Annotated in this window: 18 protein-coding genes; 5 read left to right on the forward strand and 13 right to left on the reverse strand. The window is 40.0% G+C overall.

Annotated elements, in window-relative coordinates; genetic code table 11:
• Positions 1-60: 60 nt before the first annotated feature.
• The 8 genes from ACTNEP_RS11175 to ACTNEP_RS11210 all read right to left on the reverse strand — a co-directional run bounded on the left by ACTNEP_RS11175 (position 61) and on the right by ACTNEP_RS11210 (position 12,096).
• Positions 61-711 carry a YdeI/OmpD-associated family protein gene (locus ACTNEP_RS11175; RefSeq protein ID WP_441162075.1) on the reverse strand — a complete coding sequence of 217 codons (651 nt, stop codon included), beginning with the start codon at positions 709-711 and terminating at the stop codon, positions 61-63.
• Positions 712-1,048: 337 nt separating this feature from the next.
• A complete protein-coding gene (locus tag ACTNEP_RS11180; RefSeq protein ID WP_441162076.1) occupies positions 1,049-2,074 on the reverse strand; it encodes a S8 family peptidase in 1,026 nt (341 codons plus the stop codon).
• Positions 2,075-2,207: 133 nt separating this feature from the next.
• A complete protein-coding gene (locus ACTNEP_RS11185; protein ID WP_441162077.1) occupies positions 2,208-2,363 on the reverse strand; it encodes a hypothetical protein in 156 nt (51 codons plus the stop codon).
• 363 nt (positions 2,364-2,726) lie between these two features.
• Positions 2,727-4,397, reverse strand: a complete 1,671-nt coding sequence (locus ACTNEP_RS11190; RefSeq protein WP_441162078.1) for a long-chain-fatty-acid--CoA ligase — start codon at positions 4,395-4,397, stop codon at positions 2,727-2,729.
• 35 nt (positions 4,398-4,432) lie between these two features.
• On the reverse strand, positions 4,433-6,205 hold the full coding sequence (locus ACTNEP_RS11195; RefSeq protein WP_441162079.1) for an acyl-CoA dehydrogenase family protein: 1,773 nt from the start codon (positions 6,203-6,205) through the stop codon (positions 4,433-4,435).
• Positions 6,206-6,256: 51 nt separating this feature from the next.
• On the reverse strand, positions 6,257-7,441 hold the full coding sequence (locus tag ACTNEP_RS11200; protein ID WP_441162080.1) for an acetyl-CoA C-acyltransferase: 1,185 nt from the start codon (positions 7,439-7,441) through the stop codon (positions 6,257-6,259).
• Between the two features lie 21 nt (positions 7,442-7,462).
• A complete protein-coding gene (locus tag ACTNEP_RS11205) occupies positions 7,463-9,859 on the reverse strand; it encodes a 3-hydroxyacyl-CoA dehydrogenase NAD-binding domain-containing protein (RefSeq protein ID WP_441162081.1) in 2,397 nt (798 codons plus the stop codon).
• A gap of 101 nt (positions 9,860-9,960) precedes the next feature.
• Positions 9,961-12,096: a (Fe-S)-binding protein gene (locus ACTNEP_RS11210; RefSeq protein WP_441162082.1), complete on the reverse strand. Its 2,136-nt coding sequence runs from the start codon at positions 12,094-12,096 to the stop codon at positions 9,961-9,963.
• 164 nt (positions 12,097-12,260) lie between these two features.
• Here ACTNEP_RS11210 and ACTNEP_RS11215 point away from each other — a divergent pair, with 164 nt between their 5' ends.
• Both ACTNEP_RS11215 and ACTNEP_RS11220 read left to right on the forward strand, forming a co-directional pair.
• Entirely contained in the window at positions 12,261-13,028 is a 768-nt protein-coding gene (locus ACTNEP_RS11215; protein WP_441162084.1) for an electron transfer flavoprotein subunit beta/FixA family protein, read from the forward strand.
• A 15-nt stretch (positions 13,029-13,043) separates the two neighbouring features.
• A complete protein-coding gene (locus ACTNEP_RS11220; RefSeq protein WP_441162085.1) occupies positions 13,044-14,018 on the forward strand; it encodes an electron transfer flavoprotein subunit alpha/FixB family protein in 975 nt (324 codons plus the stop codon).
• 48 nt (positions 14,019-14,066) lie between these two features.
• Here the strand turns inward: ACTNEP_RS11220 and ACTNEP_RS11225 are convergent, their stop codons facing one another.
• The gene (locus tag ACTNEP_RS11225; RefSeq protein WP_441162086.1) at positions 14,067-14,966 is read right to left on the reverse strand and encodes a nuclease-related domain-containing protein; all 900 of its coding nucleotides are present in this window, start codon (positions 14,964-14,966) and stop codon (positions 14,067-14,069) included.
• A 304-nt stretch (positions 14,967-15,270) separates the two neighbouring features.
• Here ACTNEP_RS11225 and ACTNEP_RS11230 point away from each other — a divergent pair, with 304 nt between their 5' ends.
• Positions 15,271-16,371 carry a PRK06851 family protein gene (locus ACTNEP_RS11230; protein ID WP_441162087.1) on the forward strand — a complete coding sequence of 367 codons (1,101 nt, stop codon included), beginning with the start codon at positions 15,271-15,273 and terminating at the stop codon, positions 16,369-16,371.
• A gap of 156 nt (positions 16,372-16,527) precedes the next feature.
• On the opposite strand, the gene ACTNEP_RS11235 is transcribed toward ACTNEP_RS11230, so the two are convergent.
• From ACTNEP_RS11235 to ACTNEP_RS11245, 3 genes are all read right to left on the reverse strand, one after another.
• A complete protein-coding gene (locus ACTNEP_RS11235) occupies positions 16,528-16,857 on the reverse strand; it encodes a DUF3784 domain-containing protein (protein ID WP_441162089.1) in 330 nt (109 codons plus the stop codon).
• Between the two features lie 294 nt (positions 16,858-17,151).
• Entirely contained in the window at positions 17,152-18,690 is a 1,539-nt protein-coding gene (locus ACTNEP_RS11240) for a BCCT family transporter (protein ID WP_441162090.1), read from the reverse strand.
• A gap of 597 nt (positions 18,691-19,287) precedes the next feature.
• The gene (locus ACTNEP_RS11245; protein WP_441162091.1) at positions 19,288-20,328 is read right to left on the reverse strand and encodes a C45 family autoproteolytic acyltransferase/hydolase; all 1,041 of its coding nucleotides are present in this window, start codon (positions 20,326-20,328) and stop codon (positions 19,288-19,290) included.
• Between the two features lie 363 nt (positions 20,329-20,691).
• On the opposite strand from ACTNEP_RS11245, the gene ACTNEP_RS11250 reads away from it, so the two are divergent.
• Both ACTNEP_RS11250 and ACTNEP_RS11255 read left to right on the forward strand, forming a co-directional pair.
• Entirely contained in the window at positions 20,692-21,330 is a 639-nt protein-coding gene (locus tag ACTNEP_RS11250) for a 5-bromo-4-chloroindolyl phosphate hydrolysis family protein (RefSeq protein WP_441162092.1), read from the forward strand.
• Positions 21,323-22,495: a toxic anion resistance protein gene (locus ACTNEP_RS11255; protein WP_441162093.1), complete on the forward strand. Its 1,173-nt coding sequence runs from the start codon at positions 21,323-21,325 to the stop codon at positions 22,493-22,495. The genes ACTNEP_RS11250 and ACTNEP_RS11255 overlap by 8 nt, the downstream gene beginning before the upstream one ends.
• A 151-nt stretch (positions 22,496-22,646) precedes the next feature.
• Here ACTNEP_RS11255 and ACTNEP_RS11260 read toward each other — a convergent pair whose 3' ends face one another.
• Positions 22,647-23,108, reverse strand: coding sequence for a hypothetical protein (locus ACTNEP_RS11260; RefSeq protein ID WP_441162095.1), 462 nt, complete (start codon positions 23,106-23,108; stop codon positions 22,647-22,649).
• Between the last annotated feature and the right edge of the window lie 27 nt (positions 23,109-23,135).

Here is a 23,135-nt window from a genome sequence, read left to right on the forward strand (position 1 = left end):
ATTTTTTTCGCTTTATTTCTATCTGGAAGATAATGAAAGAAGCCTTCAGTTGAAGGCTTCTTATTTTCTCTTTTGACGATATAAATCCACAGATTTATATCCTTCTGATAAAATATCAATCATCTGTGCCTGACGTTTTTCACGTGTCTGTTGTTGTTTCGCGGAAAAGATATAACGCGCCCACTCTCTCTTATAGCCTGGCGTTAAATCTCGATAAAACTTAAGCTCATTAGGATAATCACTTAACATTTTCTCCACATCTTTTACTTTGTCCTCATAATCCGCTACATTCTGACTTGCTGCTTTTGATTTCTTCATTTTCTTTTTTTCACGCTTGAGGCCAACGACAGTGAATACATCATCCATACTCACCATACGTGAAAATTTCAAGTCACTATTTTGTATATATCCATCTTCTCCTACTTGTAGTGAAGGGAAAATTTCATCCCTATGAATGAACGTATCATATCGTTTATTTCCTTTTTTCGGATAGGCAAAAAATAAGTAGCCTTTTTCAAGCAACTGTTCCTCTTTGATTACCCTCTCAGTATAACTGACCATTTCATCCATCGTCTCTACAAAAATGAAAATAGCATCATGATCCCCAGTTAATCCTGTTTGATAGCCATCAAATAAATGAACATCACTCGGTTGATTAAGCACCGTAATATTTTGATATTTAGTAAGATTTAATTTATTAATAATTGGCATGTTGGACTCCTTCAGATTGAGCTCATTTTCTACCTCAAGTCCTATTTAAAAGGCAGAAATAGAAATAAAACCTCTATTTCAAAAAGCATGTAAGCTAAAATAATATCTTTTAGCTAGCTAATTTATTTTAACATAGATTATCACTTTTCTCTTCTGTAGGCTATACTGCAAAAAATATAACAAGTTGTTTTTCGCCTGTTCAAAATCTCTTCCTAAATCAAAAACAATACTGGAAGAGATGGACAACTCAAAACATCTTTAGCATGCGACCATCGAATGTAAATAGACTATTAGATTTAAGAAGCTGCTCTAAAATTTTCCGCATAAATTCTTGCATTTACACTTCTACATCCGAGATGACAAAGCCACCACCGTCTACTGGTTTATTGTTTTTAGCTTTAGCCACTTTTGGTTGCTCAGAATTCTTTTTATATACAAGCTCGTTCGTTAAAGTAATCAAACCGTTTCCTTCCACTCTTTTATTATGTCCTAATGGGGACGTTGATTTAATAAGTTGAGCATATACTTCTGGTTCTGTTAATGTTCTGTCAAACTCCTGTTCCATTTGTTCAATCAGAATTGCTGCAGCTCCGGAAACATGCGGAGTTGCCATGGATGTTCCCGACATTTTCGCATATTTTCCATTCAAATAAGTGGACAATACATCTACGCCAGGTGCCACTAGATCAATTTCATTATTCGTATTCGTAAATTTAGCCATATTGCCCTCATGATCTACTGCACCTACTTGCACTACTTCTTTATAATAACCGGGGTAAATTCGTTCTGTTGTTCGGGCATCTCCGTCTCCTTCATTTCCAGCAGCACATACAACTAAAATGTCATTAGCTATTGCTTTTCGAATCGCTTGATGAAGCTCTGGTACATCCCATTTTATACCGAAGGACATGGAAATAACTCGAACTTTTTCTCCATTTCTACCACGCCATTTTATAGCGTATTGAATCGCTTGTATAATGCTATTAAATTCTCCAGAGCCTTTGGCATCAAAAGCTTTTAATATTAATAATTTTGCTTCAGGAGCTACTCCGACTACCCCTCGGCCATTGAGCACAGCCGCAATCGTACCAGCCACATGTGTACCATGTCCATTCTGATCTGAAAAATCTCGAGGACTTTTATAATTATCAGTAGTGAAATTTCTCCCATCAATAATTCGGCTTCGTAAATCAGGATGGTTTGGATCACACCCTGTATCAATTACCGCAACGACAACGTCGCTACCTTTATAACCTGCTTCCCACTTTTTGGGTGCTTGGATCATTTCGATACCGGCAGGAACTTCACTCGTGTCGTCAATCTGTTTTTCCATTTTATATGGAATTAAGCGTACCCGTACCATTCTTCTCCCCCTTGCTACATACATTTATTACTAGTAAATTCAGTAAGAAGGAAAAGTGTACTAGGTGTTTATCATGTTCGTTTAGATCCTTCCATAATTGATCATTAGACTTTTTATGGAATTTTCTAAGTAATTAAGCAATTTTCCTATGCTCATCATCATTCAAATGATTTAATTGTTGTCTTTTCACATCCCAGAAGTAAATACGAGGTAGACCTGATAACAACCAATATTCATGCAATAATGTAGAGCTAACAAACAATATCATGGTCCAATCTAATTGTCTCAAAAGAATCGCTCCCTTCGTAACTAATTTATGGTGAAAGGAGGTTGTCTAAGAACGTATCATTCTGATGTACTTCCGTTATCTACTAAAACGAGACCTAGCAGTAGCCGGAATATGCACATATCCCCTCTAAAGTCCACTTACCAGCTCTCTTACGACCAAATTTATGATCTTCGATTTCATTTTGGTACTTAATCTTGTTTTAAGTACCGTTTTGTTCTGCTTGCTTTCCGGTTTTGGTACTTATTCGCCTTTTTGTTACGAAAGGCACCAAAGAATAGGTGCCCTGCTCATCCTTCTATTTGTATACGCTTTCAATAAGTGTTTGTTCTTGTTGATTACACGCGCTTTAAAAAGAATTCTTTATCAAGTCTTATTTTTTTCTTCTTCCACTAACAGACGACGTAAGGTTTTTCCTATTAATGATTTTGGAAGACTTTCACGGAATTCGTATATTCGTGGTATTTTGTAGGCGGCAAGCCTTTCTCGACAGAATGCCTCAAGCTCCTTTTCGTCTATTGTCGCACCTTCTTTTAGTACAATGTAGGCCTTCACCGTTTCGCCACGGTATTCGTCAGGAACTCCTACCACAGCTGCATCCATTATTGCTGGATGTTCAAACAAGACCTCCTCGATTTCACGGGGGTAAATATTAAATCCGCCGGCAATGATAACATCTTTTTTACGATCAATAATGTAAAAAAAGCCGTCATCATCCATTTTTGCCATATCACCAGTGTAAAGCCATCCGTCCTTTAAGACGTTACTTGTTTCCTCCGGTCGTTTCCAGTAGCCTTTCATCACCTGTGGTCCTTGAATGATCAACTCACCTACTTCACCATTCTCAAGCTCCTCACCAGTATCCGGATGAACAACCTTGGCGATCGTATCTGGAAAAGGAATCCCGATCGAGCCGAGCTTTCGTTTTTCCCATATGTTATTCGCATGGGTTACCGGAGAAGTTTCCGTTAAACCGTAGCCTTCAATCAGCTTACCCCCAGTTACCTTTTCGAACGTTTCCTGAACCTCACCGGGCAGCGGGGCCGCACCACTAATACATATATTAATAGAAGATAAATCATAGTTTTTGATTTTTGCGTGATTGATTAATGACATATACATCGTTGGTGCTCCGGGAAATGCAGTGGGCTTCAGTTTGTCAATTAGCTTCAACGCCATGTCTACATCAAACTTAGGGAGAAGAATGAGCGTACCTCCTAATCTGATCGATAGGTTCATTAGCGCGGTCATTCCAAACACATGAAAAAATGGGAGCATTGCCAAGTATCGTTCTTTCGTCTCCTCGCTTCGATACACCCAAGCTCTCGTTTGCAAAGTATTGGCGACAAGATTATAGTGTGTAAGCATGACGCCTTTGGACACACCGGTTGTACCGCCTGTGTACTGAAGCAGAGCCAAATCGTTTTCCGCATCGATTTTGATGTTTATCGGATTAGCGGATGCTGAAGATAGAAGTTTCTTAAATGAATGTGTATGCTGATCATAGATGACCTCCATGGGTAAACCATCTTTTTTGGCTTTTATCGGGTATAGTATATTTTTTGGAAATGGCAAGTAGTCTTTCATCGAGGTGATAATCGAATGCCTTACTTCTATTTTCGGCAATACGTTTTTGACACGCTTAAACACGTGATCCAAGGCGACAAGGACTTTCGCTTCAGCATCCTTCAGCTGATGCTCCAACTCTCTTTCCACATAAAGCGGATTTGTTTGAACGACAATCGCACCAATCATTAATGCCCCGTAGTAAGCGATAACTGATTGAGGACAATTCGGGAGCATAATTGCTACCCGATCGCCCTTTTCCACCCCAAAGTCATTTAAGACATTGGCAAACTGATACGTTTCCTTTAATAACTGCTCATAGGTGATCTTTTTTCCAAGGAAAATCAGTGCTGTATGTTGTGGATATTTTTCTGCTGTGTCTATCATAAATTGAGCCAAATTTTGCTTTGGATATTCGTATGACGATGCGACTTCTTTGGGGTAACACTCTAACCATACTTTTTCAGACATATCCAACTCTCCTTTTTGGCTATGACATTCAATTGTTAAACGACATACTTCTCAGTGGAAATGACACGCTCTGCAACTTGTCTTTTCCGTACAATCGTATTGATTGGTGTTCGGCGAGCTAGCTTTTTTAATACGGATAGCTGAGCGTTGAGCATATCACCTGACTCTATCGCAGCTAAAGCATCCCTAGCGAGAGACTCGATTGTTTCAAACGATTCATGAACAAACACTTGCGTCATCGCAATCGCATTAGCCGCTTTCTCTTCGCCTTGCTTCTCGATCAGCTTCTTGGTTCGAAGAAAGGCACTCTCCGCTGCATACACTTGGATCATAATGTCAGCTAAGTGACTTAGGATTTCTTGTTCGGTTTCAAGCTCTTGCTGATATTTTTGTACGGCTACTCCTCCAATCATGAGGAAGATTTTCTTCGCCATTTGAATCATATATAGCTCTTGTTCCAAGAGCCCTTCAAACGTCCGTTGTGGAGTAAATGTAAGCAACTCTTCTTGTAGCTTTTGTGCTTTCTGCATCAGCGGAAGATCACCCTTTATTGCTCGCTTAAGTAGAGTGCTTGGTATGAGCAAACGGTTGATTTCATTTGTTCCTTCAAAAATTCGATTGATGCGCGAGTCACGATAAAGCCGCTCAATTTTGTATTCTTTTATAAAACCATAGCCTCCATGAATTTGTACTCCCTCATCTGCAAGAAAATCTAACGTCTCAGAACCAAATACTTTGTTAATCGAACACTCTATCGCATACTCCGCAATCGCTTTTGCCGACGCCATCCCTGCATCAGAACTGTTGAGATCAATATCTTTCATACTCGAATCTATTAATCCAGCCGTCCGATACACCATACTATCAAGGACATATGCTCTAATATTCATTTCTGCTAATTTATTACGAATAAGTGCAAAGGATGAAATTGGCTGCTTAAATTGCACTCTTTCATTAGCATAGGCCGATGCCAATTCAATCGTATCCTTTGATGCACCAAGGCAACCTGCTGCAAGCTTAAATCGACCGATGTTCAAAATATTAAAGGCAATCAGATGACCTTTTCCAACCTCCCACAACAGATTCTCTGCAGGAACCTTCACATCCTCCAAAATAAGTGGACACGTTGAAGAGCCTTTGATACCCATTTTCTGTTCTTCTGGTCCAATACTGACTCCTTCCATCGTTCTCTCCACAATAAATGTACTAAAATCCGTTCCATTTACTTTCGCATAAACAATGAAAATATCAGCAAAGGCAGCATTCGTAATGAATTGTTTCGCCCCATTTAAAATATAATGGGTTCCATCCTCCGATAAGGTAGCCGTTGTCTTGGCACCAAGCGCATCTGAACCAGAAGATGGTTCTGTCAGGCAATAGGCAGCAATTTTTTGACCGCTAGCTAACTGAGGCAAGTATTTTTTCTTTTGTTCTTCTGTTCCGAAGTAAACGATCGGCAAGGTACCAATACCGACGTGTGCACCAACGGATAGACCAAAAGACGATGCCTTAGAGAAGTATTCACTGATTAATGTCGAGCTTACTTTATCGAGACCAAGCCCTTTATATTGCTCGGGCACATCCGCACTAAGAAGCCCCAATTCTCCAGCCTTTTGCAGGAGCTTTACCGTAAGCTCATAATTTAAGCCTTCAATTGCTTCATCGTGTGGCAGAATCTCCCCTTCAATAAAATCTCTTGTGGTTTCCGCAATCATTCGCTGCTCTTGTGAGAAATCATCAGGTGTTACAACCGAATGATAATCGACATCATCCATAATAAAGCTTCCACCAACTGTTTGTTCATCCATCATTGACTTCCCCTTTCTTTCATGGTGATTTGGCGGGTTTCGTGCATCCTTTTACTCCGGATGCACTTCAAATACGCTAGCTGCACCCATACCGCCGCCGATACACATGGAAACGACACCGTGTCCGCCACCTCGACGTTTCAATTCATAAAGTAAGGTAGAGGTTAACTTGGCTCCTGTACATCCGAGGGGGTGGCCCAGTGCAATCGCTCCTCCATTCACATTTACTTTCTCCTCCTCGATATGCAGTTCACGAATGACCGGCAGGCACTGTGCTGCAAATGCTTCGTTTATTTCAAATAACTGGATGTCATCCTGACTAATCCCTGCCATGTCGAGCGCCTTTGGAATCGCCTTGATCGGACCAACACCCATAATTTCAGGTGCAACGCCAGACACTGCAAATGATTTAAAGATAGCTAACGGTTTTAGACCAAGTGCTTCGGCTTTCTCCTTACTCATTACAACGCATGCCGCTGCACCATCGCTCATTTGCGATGAATTTCCAGCAGTTACGGTCCCTCCCCGCTTGAATGCAGGCTTAAGTCCTGCCAGTACCTCAACTGTTGTATCCGGACGAACCCCTTCATCCGTATCAACAACGCTTTCTTCTTCCCAGCGGCTGCCGTTTTCATCGACTCCTTTACGTGTTATTTGCACTGGGACAATTTCTTCCTTAAACTTCCCAGCCTGGAGTGCTGCTGCTGCTTTTCGGTGGCTCTCAAAGGCAAAGCGATCCTGCTCCTTTCGTGAAACATCAAATCGTTCTGCCACTTCTTCAGCCGTAAAACCCATTCCCATATAGACTTCCGGCATTTCCTCGACGATTTGTGGGTGCGGAGCCGGCTTAAATCCAGACATTGGAACATGACTCATACTCTCTACTCCTCCGCCGATAACGACATCTGCATGACCAAGCATGACACGCTCTGCGGCAAACGCAATCGACTGCAAGCCAGATGAGCAAAAGCGGTTAATCGTAATGGCTGGAGTAGTAGCCGGAAAACCAGCATAAAGAGAGATAATTCTTGCAACATTTAATCCCTGCTCCCCTTCAGGCATCGCACAACCAATAATAATATCTTCCACATCTTCTTTCTTTAATCCGGGAGCCCGCTCTATAACCGCATTTAAAACTGTACTCCCTAAGTCCTCTATGCGTGTTTGTGCAAAAACGCCTTTCTTCGCCTTTCCCACCGCTGTGCGTGCAATCGAAACAATCACTGCTTCTCTCACAAAGTTCACCTCATTTCTAATTTAGTTACGTAATGGTTTCCCTTTGCTTAACATGTACTGCATGCGCTGCCTAGTTTTCGGCTCACCGCACAAGCTTAAGAAGGCTTCCCGTTCAAGATCGAGCATATATTGTTCACTCACTCGTGTCCCCGCAGGAACATCCCCTCCAGCTAATACGTGAGCCAGTTTATTGGCAATTAAATGATCATGATCACTGATATAACCTGCTAGCTTCATTTGATAAGCTGCTAGCTTCAACACCGCCTTCCCTTCACTTCCGACGACACGAATATCCTCCTGTGGTTTTGGCGCATAATCCCCCTGAGCCATCCGTAGGGCAGCCTGCTTTGCTTCATAAATAAGATGATCCTGATGGACAACAACGGTATCCTCATCACGCAAATAGCCGAGTTTTTTCGCATCTAGCGCACTTGTCGATACCTTTGCCATGCCGATTGTTTCAAAGATTTTGTTGACATATGGCTGTAGATCAACCTCAGGATTCTTAACGGAGCTGCTAAGACGACCGATGAGTTCCTTACATCCGCCACCAGCTGGTATTAACCCAACACCAACCTCAACTAGTCCGTAGTACGTTTCTGCTGAAGCGACAACCTGATCAGCCGGCAGACAAACCTCCACACCACCGCCTAAAGTCATCCGATGCGGAGCTGCAATGACAGGCTTTTCAAACTGCTTTAGGTGATACATGGTATTCTGGAACATGCGAATAATATGATCTACTTCATCCCACTCTTCATCCTGTGCTTCCATTAAGAGCATCATTAAGTTGGCGCCAACACAGAAATTCCGTCCTTGATTAGCGATAACGAGTCCATCATAATTGCTACGGACTTCTTCGATGCTTTGCTCAATCATCATTAAAATATCAGCACCGATTGCATTGTTTGGGGAATGAAATTCAAGACAGGCGATTCCATCACCAATATCAATCAGGCTTGCTCCGCTATTTGCTTTTACAACCTTGTTTTGCTCTTTAAGCGTACGTAGTGAAATCACTTCACGCTGTGGCTCAAGTTGTTTGTAGGCACCACCTGAAACGTAGACCATCGTACCTTCTTGCTTCTTGTAAAATGATTTGTTCCCTGCTTCTAGCCAATCTTTCACCCATTGTGGAACGCTCGAGCCTTCTCTTTCCATCCGCTCCACTGAAGTTTCCAATCCAATCGCATCCCATGTTTCAAACGGTCCAAGCTCCCAATTAAAGCCCCATTTCATTGCATCATCAATTTCCACAATCGAATCCGCGATTTCACCGACTTGTTCTGCCGAATAAATAAGAACTGTTTTTAACATATTCCAGGCTAGCTCCGAGTAACGATCCTGCACACTTAGAAGCGCTCTCAGCTTTTTCTTTGCTCCTTTTGCCATTTTTGCCGCTTCCAAAGATGCCCCAACGGCTTTCTTTTGGGGTTCATATTCCATCGTCTGAAGGTTAAGGGAGAGAATTTCCTTCCCCTTTTCGTATGTCACCTTTTTATAAAAGCCCTGGCCCGCCTTCTCGCCAATCCAGCCTTTTTCGACCATCTGCCGTAAAATATTAGGAACCTTAAACACCTTTTTCTCGGCTTCATCGGTTACTTTTTCGTACATGTTGCTAGCGATGTGCACGAATGTATCAAGTCCCACTATGTCCAGCGTTCGAAATGTCGCACTTTTCGGACGCCCCATTGCTGGCCCGGTACATGCATCAATTTCCTCGACTGTATAACCTTTAGCAAGCATCTCATTTAGGGTGACATGCATACTGTATGCTCCAATCCGATTAGCGATGAAATTCGGCGTATCCTTTGCAATTACTACCCCTTTGCCGAGCTTTTTCTCACAAAATTGACGCATTACATCTACGATTGTCGGTAGTGTTTGCTTGCCTGGAATAATTTCTAACAGCTTCATATAGCGGGGGGGATTAAAGAAATGTGTGCCTAAAAAGTGTTTTTTAAATTCTTCGCTACGCCCAACCACCATTGCATTAATGGAAATACCTGAGGTGTTGGAGCTAACAATGGTTCCCTTCTCCCATACTGTTTCCATACGCTCAAAAAGCTGCCTCTTAATATCGAGATTTTCCACAATTACTTCCACAACCCAATCAACTTCCTTGATTCGCTCCAGATCATCCTCGATATTGCCAGGAGTGATAAACGACACCAAATCCTCATCATACAGCGGGGCTGGCTTTGTTTTCTTAAGTCTTTTGATCGCATTGATAGCGAACCGATTACGGACTTCCTTATTATCTAGATTCAATCCTTTTCTTTTCTCTTCCTCTGTCAATTGATCAGGGACAATATCGAGCAAAATACAAGGAATACCCACGTTTGCTAAGTGGGCTGCAATACTTGCTCCCATAACACCCGAACCGATTACAGCTGCACGTCGAATTTGTCTTTCCATACGATTAACCTCCTGTTCTAGATCATCCTGTAAGTTTGCCGCGGTGCTAACACTCTGATAAGCTTCACTTATGATCAGCGGCGGATTTTGATCCCCACTGATCATAGTCTCACTTTGCTAGACTCGCCGAAGACAGCTTGCTCTAAGATCTCCGCAATATCCTTTGCCTGCACACGCTCCTCTACTTCTTTTGCTTTTGTGCCATCGTCAAGCATCGTGAGACAATACGGGCATGCACTACTTATCACTGTTGGATTCACATCAAGCGCCTGCTCCGTACGAGCGAGATTTACCCGCTTCCCAACGGTTTCCTCCATCCACATCATCCCTCCCCCTGCGCCACAGCACATGCCATTCTCGCGGTTACGCTCCATCTCAAGCAATTCCACACCTTTAATCGAACGAAGGATATCTCGAGGCTGCTCATAAACATCGTTATAACGCCCGAGATAACAGGAATCATGATACGTAATTCGTTCATTCAGTTCATACATTGGTTTCAACTGCCCTTTTTTCACTAGCTGACTGAGCAGCTCGGTATGATGAAGGACCTCAACCCCATCTAAACCAAACTCAGGGTATTCATTTTTCAGCGTATTAAAAGTATGCGGACAGGCTGTAACGATTTTTTTCACGTTGTATTTCTGGAATATTGCAATGTTTTCCATACACAGCTCTTGAAAAAGTAATTCATTACCCATTCTTCTTGGCGTATCCCCGGAATTTTTCTCTTCATTACCAAGAATCGCAAAGTTAACACCTGCTTCATTTAGCAATCTTACAAACGCACGGGATACTTTCCTGCTGCGATTATCGTATGATCCCATCGAACCGACAAAGTAAAGCATCTCAAAATCAGGATTCTCCTTTACTGTCGGCACCGGAATCCCGTCAATGTCTTCCACCCACTTCGCACGGTCTCTTCGATTAATTCCCCACGGATTCCCTTGGCGTTCGATGTTCTGCATCGCACGCTGACCTTCATGAGGAACATTGCCTTCCATAAGAAGCAAATGCCTACGTAAGTCAACGATTTTATCCACATGTTCATTCCCGACTGGACATTGATCCTCACAGTTCCGGCATGTCGTACATGCCCAAATCTCCTCCTCGGTCATCACATCACCAATGAGATTTAGCTCCTCTACATTTTTATCACTTGTCGACCACATCTGCTGTTGAAGCGTCATCGTCGGTTGAATCGTTGTCCCCTGACCCCACTCGACCTGTTCTCTATCGATACTTTGGACACTGTGTATACCATATTTAGTCACCGGGACCCAAGGTGATTTCGATGTGATCGCTGCTCCTTTTTCGGTTAAGTGATCTCGGAGCTTTACAATGAGGTGCATCGGAGAAAGCACCTTGCCCGTATTGGAGGCTGGACACGTATCTGTACAGCGTCCACATTCCACACAAGAATAGAAGTCAAGCATTTGCTGTTGTGTGAAATCTTCTATTTTTCCAACACCGAATGTTTCCGCATTTTCATCCTCCAGATCCAGACTTCTCAATTGGCCAACCGGCTCCGTTCGTCTAAAAAAAATGTTGACCGGAGCTGCCATTAGGTGAAAATGCTTTGACTGTGGAACATACACTAAAAACGCCAGCAAAATCAATAAATGGGCCCACCAAAACGTGTAAAAAAGAACATGTGCTGTGATCTCTTCAACCGACGTAAAAGCCGCTGCAATCACAGAGGAAATCGGAGCATACCAAGAAAAGGCGAGATCATGAACGACCCGCTCCAATCCAAGTGTCAATAAAACTGAGAACATTAAGGAAAAAATGAAATAAATCACAATACTAGGCTTCTTCCCTCTTTTTAAGCGTGGTAGCTTCTCCCCGTAACGACGATAGGCAGCATAGCCAACTGCAAGTAAAACGAGAAAGACCGTCACTTCCTGAAAAAGGTTAAAGACGTGATAGCCAGGAATCGGAAGCCCATCCACCCCTAGGCCTTTAACCATGATATCCAAGGCACCAAACTGTAAAATAATAAAGCCATAGAAAATAATCACATGCATGATCCCACTTTTTTTATCCTTCAACAATTTCGACTGACCGAAAACTTGAGAGACAAACGTCCTAAAGCGCTCACCCAGCTTTCCTTCGAATTCCACCTGCTTTCCTAGCTTTATATAGAGGTAGCGGTGATAAACGACTTTTCCAAATAAATACAAGCCGTAGCCACTTATTAAGAGAAATACTAGAAATTGAAGCCATTGCCAAGCCACAATGATCGCTCCCTTCCTGATACATAGTAGGTTTACAGAAGCTTTTAGGCCGTCTTTTCCTTACAAGAAACACACATGAAAAAGTAAGGGCTCTCATACAAATATGGATATGAGCCTTTTTATTAGAAAATGCTAACCATTTATGTTGGAAAGGAGAATGACAAATGGATATCTATGTCATCCTGAAACAGACCTTCGACACCGAAGAAAAAATTATCATTGAAGATGGCAATGTTTCCGAAGATGGAGTGCAATATGTCATCAACCCATATGATGAATATGCCGTAGAAGAAGCGATTCAAAAAAGAGATGAACTAGGAGGAAGCGTTTACGTAGTTGCTGTAGGTCCAGATCGGACGTCCGAAGCACTCCGAACAGCATTGGCAATGGGAGCCGATGAAGCCATCTTAATATCCGATGAGAGAATTGCCTCCGATGAAAGCATCATCTCAAAAGTATTAGCTTCCTATTTAAGCAGCCAGCAGGTTGATTTGATTCTGGGCGGTTATTTTTCTGTGGATAACGGCGCTGGTCAAGTCGCGATTCGATTAGCACAGCTCTTAGATCTTCCACATGTCGGCTCGATTACGAAGCTTGCTATTAGTGATGGCATAGCAAAAGCTGATCGGGATGCAGAAGGTGACCTCGAACAGGTTGAAGTGACACTTCCTGCAGTTTTTACTGCTCAACAAGGGTTAAACGAACCACGTTACCCGAGCCTACCAGGCATAATGAAGGCCAAAAGAAAACCTTTCAAACAATTAACCTTAGATGATCTCGATATAGCGGAAGCCGAGCTACCTCCAAAAACTGCTAGAACAGCAATTTCTCTTCCGCCTCAAAAAAAAGCAGGACAAATTCTGCAGGGCGAGACTGCTGAACAAGTGAAGGAACTAGTGGCAAAACTGCGTCATGATGCAAAAGTATTTTAATAAGGAGGTATTCATATGAGTAAAACCATTCTAGTCGTTGCAGAGCACCGTAATGGAGCATTGCGTCAGGTCACCTATGAGGCAATGCAAGCAGCAGCATTGTCTTCAGCAGAGAACGACCAGCTCCATGTTGCCGTGATCGGTCATCAAGTTGAAGGCTTGACAGAATCCCTTTCCAATATTGACGCTGAAAAAATTTACCTTATCGATCATCCCGATTTAGCGCAATACAATCCAGAAGCATTTGCAGCTGCTTTAAAGCAAATAATGGATGCCTCAAATCCAGACGGAATCATCTTGGGTCATACGGCTATCGGCCGTGATCTTGCTCCGATGATTGCAGCAAAGCTTGATGCCGGACAAATTTCAGATGTAACCAATATTGAGAACATTGACGATCAAGTTGTGTTCACCCGACCAATCTATGCGGGAAAAGCGTTTGAAAAGAAAATTTTCCAAAGCTCCCCATGGGTTGTCACCATAAGACCAAATAACATTTCAGCAGCTGATTCTAAAGGCAGAAAAGCGGAAGTGGAAAATATTGAGTATGCTAAGCCCGCTTCATTACGAACCGTTATTCAAGACGTCGTCCAGAATACATCTGGTAAAGTCGATTTATCAGAAGCTAAAATTGTAGTAGCCGGTGGGCGCGGAGTCAAAAGTACAGACGGTTTTAAACCTCTACAAGCGTTAGCCGATGTCCTCGGCGGAGCAGTTGGGGCTTCTAGAGGGGCTTGTGACGCTGATTACTGTGACTATTCACTGCAAATCGGGCAAACCGGTAAAGTGGTCACACCAGAGGTCTACATTGCCTGCGGGATAAGTGGCGCGATTCAGCACGTTGCAGGAATGAGTCAGTCGAAGATAATTGTTGCCATTAACAAAGATCCCGAAGCACCAATCTTCCAAATCGCTGATTATGGAATCGTCGGCGACCTCTTTGAAGTCGTGCCTTTACTTACGGAGGAATTTAAAAAGGTTTTAGGTTAGCAAATTGGAGGGCCTATACTCGCTCAGGTCCTCTAGCTTCTTATGGTGTCATTCAAAATAGTGGGACCTATGTTCACCTTTTTTCACATAGTATTGTTGTAATATTCGAAAGATCCTTCTTCTAGATATCCCGCCACCTCCCCAATCAAAAATAGCAGTGGAGGTTATTTTTCGTTCAGGAAACAACAATTGATACTCCTTACAAATACGAATTATCGCTATACTTCCCCTTTCAAATTGACCACATAAATGACATTCGATACCTTGTTTTTTAGGATGTGTTGACATTTCACCACAATAATAACAAGGAATCCCTTTTTCTAATTGATCATATCGATATACCGGTAACTGTTTAAATGGAGGGTTTTCGATGTGACTAGCTTTAAGAGTTTCTGAAGCTTGTTTTTCATACGAGGTGATTTTAGCGGGGCTAGAAAAACGTTTGATAAAGCGGTTGATTTGTGTTGGTAGAATAATTTGCTTGTCTAGTGGAGCTTGGAAGATAGAACACTCGGGGTTCACAAATATTAAATAGGATACCAATGGGAGTTTTAGATCTAACGATTGGAGTAAGCGTCTAAATATGGAATGCGTTCGATCACGTTGAAATATGGGATTATCGATTTCCACTTGGTTCAACATAAATACTTTATCATCCTGCCAATAGTACTCACCGTTGAAGTTTTTAATTTCAAATAAGAAAATCTTTCCGTTTTTTAATAATATCGTATCTATTTGACAATATTTAGAATGATATATCCATAAATCTTTTAATATGATATGCTCTCCTTCTACCTTATCTAAGTGTTGATCAAACATAACCTCCCCTTCAAAGCCTTTAGCTAAACTTTGGTATCGTTGCTTTTCTTCTTCATTTAATTGCTTGCGTTTAGATAATATTTCATAAGTGGTTAATTCGTGAGATTTTCTTCTTGGTTTTGTTATCATGAAATTCCTCCTTTTTTTACATATTGTAGCATAATTGTTTGCTTTAGTTGATTATGAGCATTTTAGTACCAAATTAGTATTATGAGGATTCATTTTGGTACTAAAACCTGCTTTAAGTACCATTTTGATTATATGATTTTTGTTTTTGGTACTTAATCGCCTTTTTAGTACCATTTTGACTTAGTTTATGTAATTTTTGGTACTAAAAATTATTCTGCTCTACTACCCATTCTACAAAGAGTGTCAGATAGTCTCACGATTGCATAGGCTAATGTGTAGATTTTTTTACAAAGGGGTGGTGATTTTGCCAGGAAAAGTAATGAACTACTATGCTGGTGGTAACACGGCTAAGGGATTCTACGACCTATTTGAGTCGAATATGCAAGGTTTAGAAAATATCTATTTATTAAAAGGTGGGCCTGGTACGGGAAAATCCACAATGATTAAAAAACTGGCAGATGCATGGGTGGAGCAAGGTTATAGTATGGAGCAAATTCATTGTTCATCAGACAATGATTCGTTAGACGGGCTTATCATCCCCGCACTTCAATTTGGAATTTTCGATGCAACTGCTCCACATGTTTTAGAGCCAAAGGCACCTGGGGCAATTGAACAATATGTAAACCTTGGAGTGGCCTGGGATCATACAAAGTTAAAAGAAAATAAAGATGAAATCACTACGTTGCAAACAAAAATAAGTGCGGCATTCCAAACAGCTTATGACCGCTTTGCAGAAGGGCTTCGTATTCATGATTACTTAGAGGATATATACATTAAAGAAATGGATTTTGACAAAGCTGATCAGATCGCTGACGAATTAATTCAAACGATTTTACTCAATAAAACAAGTGTCCACGGAAACGCAATTGTTCGCCATCGCTTTTTCGGTGCATCTACCCCAGATGGTGTGGTTGATTTTATTCCCTCTATTACCGAAGAATTGACGAAACGATACTTTATTAAAGGTCGTGCTGGTACTGGTAAATCAACACTGCTAAAAAAAGTTGCCGCTGCTGCTGAGAGTAGGAGCTTTGATGTTGAAATGTATCACTGTGGATTTGATCCGGAAAGTATCGATATGGTCGTCATCCGCGAGCTAGGCGTCTGTGTATTTGATAGTACTGATCCACATGAATATTTTCCTGAGCGTCAAGGGGATGAAATTGTTGATTTATATGAACAAACCATCACTCCTGGTACGGATGAAAAGTACGAATCAGCTATTACTTATTACACCAAAAGCTACAAGCAACGAATGAAAGAAGGCATCACTTCTTTGAAAGAGGCAAAGGCCTTACGTGATAAGTTAGAAGATATTTATATAGATGCTGTTGATTTTAAGGTGATTAATGAAATTTATTCCGCTATTTATAAAGAAATGGAACAATTGGCGCGAAGTAGTTGATAATTTATCCGCTCGCTGAAAAATGCCTCATCGTTTTATTTTGGGGCATTTTGTTGATTCTAGGGCTATTATTTTGCCGAATATATAATTACACTTCCCCATTAATTCCCATAGGCTTCAATGTAGGTGCTTATTGATTAGCTAGTTATGCTTATCCTATTTTTTAAACCTGTTTCCTGTGTTAACGTATATGAGGATAAATATAACGATGCCAATAAATAACACAAGACCTAAGACGAATAACCAGTTCATTTCATACGCTACACTAAATATCCAAAACAACATACTGAATGATAAAGCGAACATCATTTTCCCGATAAACTTGCTGAGGGCAACTATATCATATTTATTCTGTTCTTCTGGTGACATTGTATTATAGCCTGCTATTAGGGAAGAACCTTTGCCATTGATAAAAACAATTCCCAATATTACAAATAGGGAAATGCAAGCAGCTATTATAATTATTGCAACCATTTTATCATCCATCTTTTTTCTACCTCCTCATAAATTCGATCGTAACAAAGCAATATGGTTCGAATACTATTCAGCAAACTCTCTTTTTTACTTTACCATATATTGAAATATTTATGGAATCTAGTAAATGGAATACAAGAACTGACAACAGATTAAGACAGTGAATTTGTAGTAATAAGAGGAAATGTGAGTTGAAATGGCAAACATATGATGTGCAGGTAGTTAAAGCCCTTGTTCAGTTATAAAAACACCCCCGAAAGTTTAGAGCGAACTTGCGGGGACGATACCATAGCAGGCAGGTTCACCTTATTTTTTTTCAATAATATTCTGATCTTTTGCCATTTTCTTCGCTATCCTTGGTGCATCCCATAATGATGGGAGAAGAAGTAATGATACTGGCGCTGCTGTTACCACAATAAAGTTTTGCAGCGTACCGACCGTTTCCTCACCAATCGCTAACAAGGAAACAGCAACAATTCCAAACATGAGGGCCCAAAAGACTCGAATTAAACGATTTGGCTCATCGGTACTACTTAAAGTCACCGCAACTGTATAGGACATTGAATCAGTAGTTGTTGCGACAAAAATAATTGATACAATGATAAAACCTATCGCCAGAACGATGCCAAATGGGATTTGGTTCATGATTGCCATCACAGTTGCTGGCATACCACCTTCATTTAGTGCAGTTGAAACAGAACCTGGGTTTTCCATTTCATAAAAAATACCCGAACCACCAACTACAGTAAACCAAAAATTACTGACAATCGGAGCAATAATACCAACGGCAATAATCAATTCTCTTATTGTTCTACCTCTAGATATTCTGCTGATAAACATCGCCATCATGGGTCCATAGCCGATAAACCAACCCCAGAAAAAGATCGTCCATGCCCCCAGCCAAGCCTGATCTACCCGATATAAACTCATCGTCAAAAAGTTTTGCAGATAAAAGGCTTCCGAACCGATAAATAGATCGATAATAAACAAGGTTGGTCCTAGAATTAAAATAGCAAGCATTAATACAACAACCAAACTGACATTTACTCGACTTAGCCATTGGATACCGCGTTCAATACCTGTGGCCGCCGAAATCGAAGCAATCACAGCTAACAAGATAATGATCATAGACTGTGTGAAAAAAGTATTCGGAATCCCCCATACTGCTTCCAATCCATAACCAACTTGAAGTCCAAGAAAACCAATTGGTCCTATTGTTCCAGCCGCTGTTGCTATAATGGAAACAATGTCAGCCAAAGAGCCGATAAAACTATTTTTAAATATCCTCTTACCAAACATTGGGTATAATAAAGTACGTGGCTTAAGTGGATAGCCTTTGTGATAATGGACATACATAAGCACGATTGTCGTTAAAGTGCCCAGGATTGCCCATGCTGTGAAGCCCCAATGTAGGTAACTTTGTCCCATTGCAGGAAAGGAAGCTGCCATTGTTCCTTCTTCAATACCTGTAAATAGCGGAGGCGTTGTCAAATAATGATACATTGGTTCAGCCGCTGCCCAAAAGACTCCCCCACTAGCTAACAGTGTACACAAAATCATGGAAATCCAACGAAAATTGCTATTTTCCGGCTTCTCTATTTTGCCAAGCCGTACTCTTCCATATTTGCTAAAAGCTAGTATCAAACCAAGGACAAACATCACGAGCAGCATCACTTGCCAATAGGCACCAAAATACTTAGCTGTAAAAGAAAAGGAATCACTGATCCACTTCCCTACTAATTCTTCATTTAAAATGGAAATGATGACGAATAAAATAAGTAGTCCTCCACTTATAATAAACGTCATCCAATCTAATTTTTTCTTCTTCCTAGTACTGTCATCCATTCTTTTCCTCCTAAAATAATGCCACATAACTTTTTATCATTTATTATTCATGTCCTATATCCATAAACTTATTAATTCAAAAAAGCTAAAATTAATTTTTTTGTATATATTTACACATAGAAAATCAATTATAGATTAGTGAGAAAAATAAGTCAAAAAAACAACTATGAGAAGTGAACCTTAAAATCCCATCAAATTACCCATTGCTATTCTTGATTTTAGGTTTAAACAGTAAGGTTAGATAACCAATCATTGAACATCCCATATAAAAAACATACTATCCTATAGCCTTGCCCGATCGCTAATACAAAGAACGCTACAGCCCAAACGAAAGGTTTGTCTTAAACACGGAAATCCCCCAGACTATTTAAAACTCCTGTCATGAATATATATGATCTCCAAAAAAATACTGGTGACAGGAGGCCTGGATATACACTCCTAAGAGAGACAAAGTTGAAAGGCCTAACGATTGACAAATGTTAATAATAAAATACGAAGCGAGAAAAATTACACAACAACTTCATGTAGTTTTATAAGAAAAGACATCATAGCAAACATATTAAATGCTGCTATGATGTCTTCTTATCGATCAAGATTTTATACTCTATCCATATAAGGCATACTTGCCTCTGTATTTATTTGCCCTCTTACTTGTTTAACCCAGGTATTACGTCCTTTCAGCCATTCGCCAAACGAGAAGATAGTTGGTACACGATTAGCACCCAATCCAATACCTGCCTCTAATGAATCCACATCATATATGGTGGTGTGTAATGTTCCCGCTGACTGTAAGTATTTTTCCGAGAATACTTCATATTCAATATTATTCAATACTTGATATGCTTCTGCTTTGGAAAGTGGTTGTTTTTGCATTCGTAAAATAGCTAATCGACGTTGAGAGTCAGCTAAGTGATAGCGATTTGCTTTAGGAAGTAGATCAAAATGGTTCGTGCTTACGGTATCTTCTTTGACACGTACAGCTTGTGAAGTAGCTTCCACGACGTGTCTATTTCCAAATCGATCTGCCAATACATAATTAAATGCTACACGATGTGGCACTTCTTTTAACAAGGCAATCGCTTCTTCATTGTTTTGGCATTGTTCTAAAATCATTCTTGTAATAATGGTTGGGATAAAGCCATTACCAGCACCACGACGATTCACAAAATTATATCCTGTCATTAATCCTTTTTCATTCATCCCATCTGCTCGACCAACAATACGTTGAGAAGGACCAATCGTTGCAAACCCTTGTTTAGGCTGATATAATACGAATCTTCCTTCATATGTTTTCGGATGGTAATCATAATTACGTACTAGAAAATGGTCCCCAGTTAGAATAGAACAACCAGATCGAACCCATTCCTGCTGGTAACCACTGAAATGCATAATTGCTTGATCTAGTGATAATTTCAAAGATTCTGCTAGCCCTTTAAGTTCTTCTAAAAACTGCGGAAACAGCTCATTAATCCATTGAATCGCTTCATCACGATCAACAGAAAAACGTAGCTTCTTCGCCATATTTGGATCTGTATATATGGAATGCAATGGAGATTGTTTTAACCATTCCCCTTGCTGAAAGCCGAATGATCTATAATCGCCTCTATATTGAATAACATCTACGTGGTATTTTCTCATCATCTTTTCCTTTACTATTATAATAAGCACTTTGATGTCCCAACAGGTTTGCTAACGCAAATCATAGCACGGATCATCTCGAATCCAAAGTAAATTGCCTATCAAGTGGATTGTATAGACTCGTACTACACTAATACCCTTCTAGTTATTATAAACTGTAATAGCACAATGTTTGTTATAATAAGTTGACAAGATAGACTAGAAAATAGCGACAGGCAATAAAGTCGATGATCAGTGAAGATCTTACAGAAGGTTAGCATCGTGATAAGTCAGCTGTTAACCCTTCATTTTCACTAACCAACTGAAACTTTTATCCGTTTCATTCGTACCAAATAATAGGGATAAAGATAGGAGTCGATCAGGATGTATAAGTTTCTAACAATAGTTATAGGAGTCATGATCACCATTCCTTTAATGGTTGCCATTTGGTTAATTAGTTTTTTTGCATTTGACCTAACTTATTGGTATGCATCCGGAATCTCTTTAGTAGGTGCATGTCTCACCTATTTACTAGTTTCTTTTTCTTCTCATATCCGTTACTTGAAAAAGAATCAATTGAATTGGAGAGAATATCGCTATATTCGCAACAATTTGGCAGAAGCTCGCCTGAAAATCCGTCGCTTACAAAAAGCTTTGTTCTCCATTCACCATCTCCCCGATTTAAAAGAAAATATGGAGTTATTACGAGTTACTAAGAAGATATACCGTGTTACCAAAAACGAACCAAAACGATTCTATCAAGGTGATCAATTCTTTTTTTCTCACTTAGATTCAGTTGTCGAACTAACAGAGAAGTATGCTCTTCTTTCTTCTCAACCTACGAAAAATAGTGAGTTGAAACAGGTTCTTACAGAAACACACCTTACCATAAAAGATATAAAAGCAAAAATCGAGAATGATCTTCACTATATTCTTTCAAATGATATGGAACAGCTTCAGTTTGAAGTTGATTATGCGAAGCAAATGACTAAAACAAAGGAAAGGTTGGATGAAAATGACTAATAACTATGAAGCAATGCATAAAAACGAGCATGATTTGATGGATGAATTACTGGCAAATCCATTTGACGAACAAGAAAGTGTGAAAGATACACAAGTTAAGGAGGAAAAAGACAACAAGCTGATCGATGTGCTCCCAAAAGAAGACCAAGAAAGAGCATACACCCTTGCCAGCCAAATTGATCCAAAAAATCACCAAGCGATTATATCTTATGGTACGCAGGCACAGACGAAGCTGTTAAGCTTTTCCAACTCTATGCTGGAGCATGTTCAGAAAAAAGATGTCGGTGAAGTTGGACAAGTTATCAGTGACTTAATGAAAAGATTCAATGAAATCAACCCAGATGATCTACAGACAGAAAAGCAAAATGTTTTAAAGCGACTATTTGGCAAACTGTCCAGCTCTGTACAAGAAACTCTTTCGAGGTATCAGAAAGTTGGTGCACAGATTGATCGTATAACGGTGAAGCTAGAACGGAATAAGGATACCTTATTATCTGATATTTCGATGCTAGAAAAACTATATGAACATAATAAAGAATATTTTAAAGGGATAAATGTTTACATTGCTGCTGGTGAACTAAAACTCGAAGAAATACAAGAAAAAGAAATCCCTGCTTTACGAATGACAGCCGAAAAAACAAACGATCAAATGAAGTATCAAGAAGTAAATGATATGATTCAATTTGCGGATCGTTTGGAAAAACGACTTTATGATTTGAAACTAAGTCGCCAAATCACTATTCAAAGCGCACCTCAAATACGTTTAATCCAAAATACTAATCAGGTATTAGTTGAAAAAATTCAATCATCTATTCTAACCGCCATTCCGTTATGGAAGAATCAAATAGCCATAGCCCTGACCATGTTTCGCCAGCAACACGCAGTGGAGGCACAAAAGCAAGTTTCCAAAACAACTAATGATCTCTTACTTAAAAATGCGGAAATGCTAAAAACGAATACTATTGAAACAGCAAAACTGAACGAGCAAGGTATAGTCGATATTGAGACATTAAAGAAAACCCAAGAGAATTTAGTTTCTACACTTGAAGAAATACTGAAGATTCAACATGATGGGCACCGAAAACGTATGGAAGCAGAACAAGAAATTAGCACAATGGAAAATACATTGAAACAAAAATTGTTGGAGGTTAAGGAAGAGAATTAAATCTTATTGACATTAGCCAGTGGCAGGACACGGAAAAGAATGGGGTTCGGTGGCTGCCACTTTTCTTTCGTTTTAAGGCTCATGAAAGCTATTTCGCTCATCGATAAATACAGTGGGTAGAGTATAAATGGACTATAAGATAAGAAAACAGCTAACTAATTTCCATTTTATTCCTCGCTCCCTTTCTTTCCAAAGTTAAGTAGTCATTGGTTTTAACTATTGAAATATCATGTTTCTCTGCAAATTCTAATAGATGTTCATACGCCTCTTCGAGATAGATCACAGCTAGTCTAATATCCATTCCTTTTTCTAGTTTTATAATGGCAGCTTTCTTTGCCCATCCAGCACGTATAAATTTCATTTGTTCTACTTGATCAGGAGCCATTTTCTTTTTGATAATAGATTTTTTAAATAATAATACTTGATATACTAAGTGATTAACATGGATTTTAAATTTAAAACGAATGGAAGAAGCGAAAACAATTACAACTAGTAAATACAGTAAGAAAAGTAATAAAGAAGAGCCAAAATAAGCTGATAGCTGACTCCACAATATCACAACAAGAAAAATACTAATTGTCGACCAGCTTAGCGGATTTAAACTATATTCCATAGCAAGCTCCTTCCTCGTGTATGTGTC

It is taken from the genome of Gracilibacillus sp. HCP3S3_G5_2 (assembly GCF_052063305.1).
Classification (GTDB): Bacteria; Bacillota; Bacilli; order Bacillales; family Amphibacillaceae; genus Gracilibacillus.

Coding starts and splice junctions, on each gene's coding strand:
- ACTNEP_RS11175 (WP_441162075.1), bottom strand. CDS start 711: ATGCCAATTATTAATAAATTAAATCTTACTAAATATCAAAATATTACG.
- ACTNEP_RS11180 (WP_441162076.1), bottom strand. CDS start 2,074: ATGGTACGGGTACGCTTAATTCCATATAAAATGGAAAAACAGATTGAC.
- ACTNEP_RS11190 (WP_441162078.1), bottom strand. CDS start 4,397: ATGTCTGAAAAAGTATGGTTAGAGTGTTACCCCAAAGAAGTCGCATCG.
- ACTNEP_RS11195 (WP_441162079.1), bottom strand. CDS start 6,205: ATGGATGAACAAACAGTTGGTGGAAGCTTTATTATGGATGATGTCGAT.
- ACTNEP_RS11205 (WP_441162081.1), bottom strand. CDS start 9,859: ATGGAAAGACAAATTCGACGTGCAGCTGTAATCGGTTCGGGTGTTATG.
- ACTNEP_RS11215 (WP_441162084.1), top strand. CDS start 12,261: ATGGATATCTATGTCATCCTGAAACAGACCTTCGACACCGAAGAAAAA.
- ACTNEP_RS11220 (WP_441162085.1), top strand. CDS start 13,044: ATGAGTAAAACCATTCTAGTCGTTGCAGAGCACCGTAATGGAGCATTG.
- ACTNEP_RS11225 (WP_441162086.1), bottom strand. CDS start 14,966: ATGATAACAAAACCAAGAAGAAAATCTCACGAATTAACCACTTATGAA.
- ACTNEP_RS11235 (WP_441162089.1), bottom strand. CDS start 16,857: ATGGATGATAAAATGGTTGCAATAATTATAATAGCTGCTTGCATTTCC.
- ACTNEP_RS11240 (WP_441162090.1), bottom strand. CDS start 18,690: ATGGATGACAGTACTAGGAAGAAGAAAAAATTAGATTGGATGACGTTT.
- ACTNEP_RS11245 (WP_441162091.1), bottom strand. CDS start 20,328: ATGAGAAAATACCACGTAGATGTTATTCAATATAGAGGCGATTATAGA.
- ACTNEP_RS11250 (WP_441162092.1), top strand. CDS start 20,692: ATGTATAAGTTTCTAACAATAGTTATAGGAGTCATGATCACCATTCCT.
- ACTNEP_RS11255 (WP_441162093.1), top strand. CDS start 21,323: ATGACTAATAACTATGAAGCAATGCATAAAAACGAGCATGATTTGATG.
- ACTNEP_RS11260 (WP_441162095.1), bottom strand. CDS start 23,108: ATGGAATATAGTTTAAATCCGCTAAGCTGGTCGACAATTAGTATTTTT.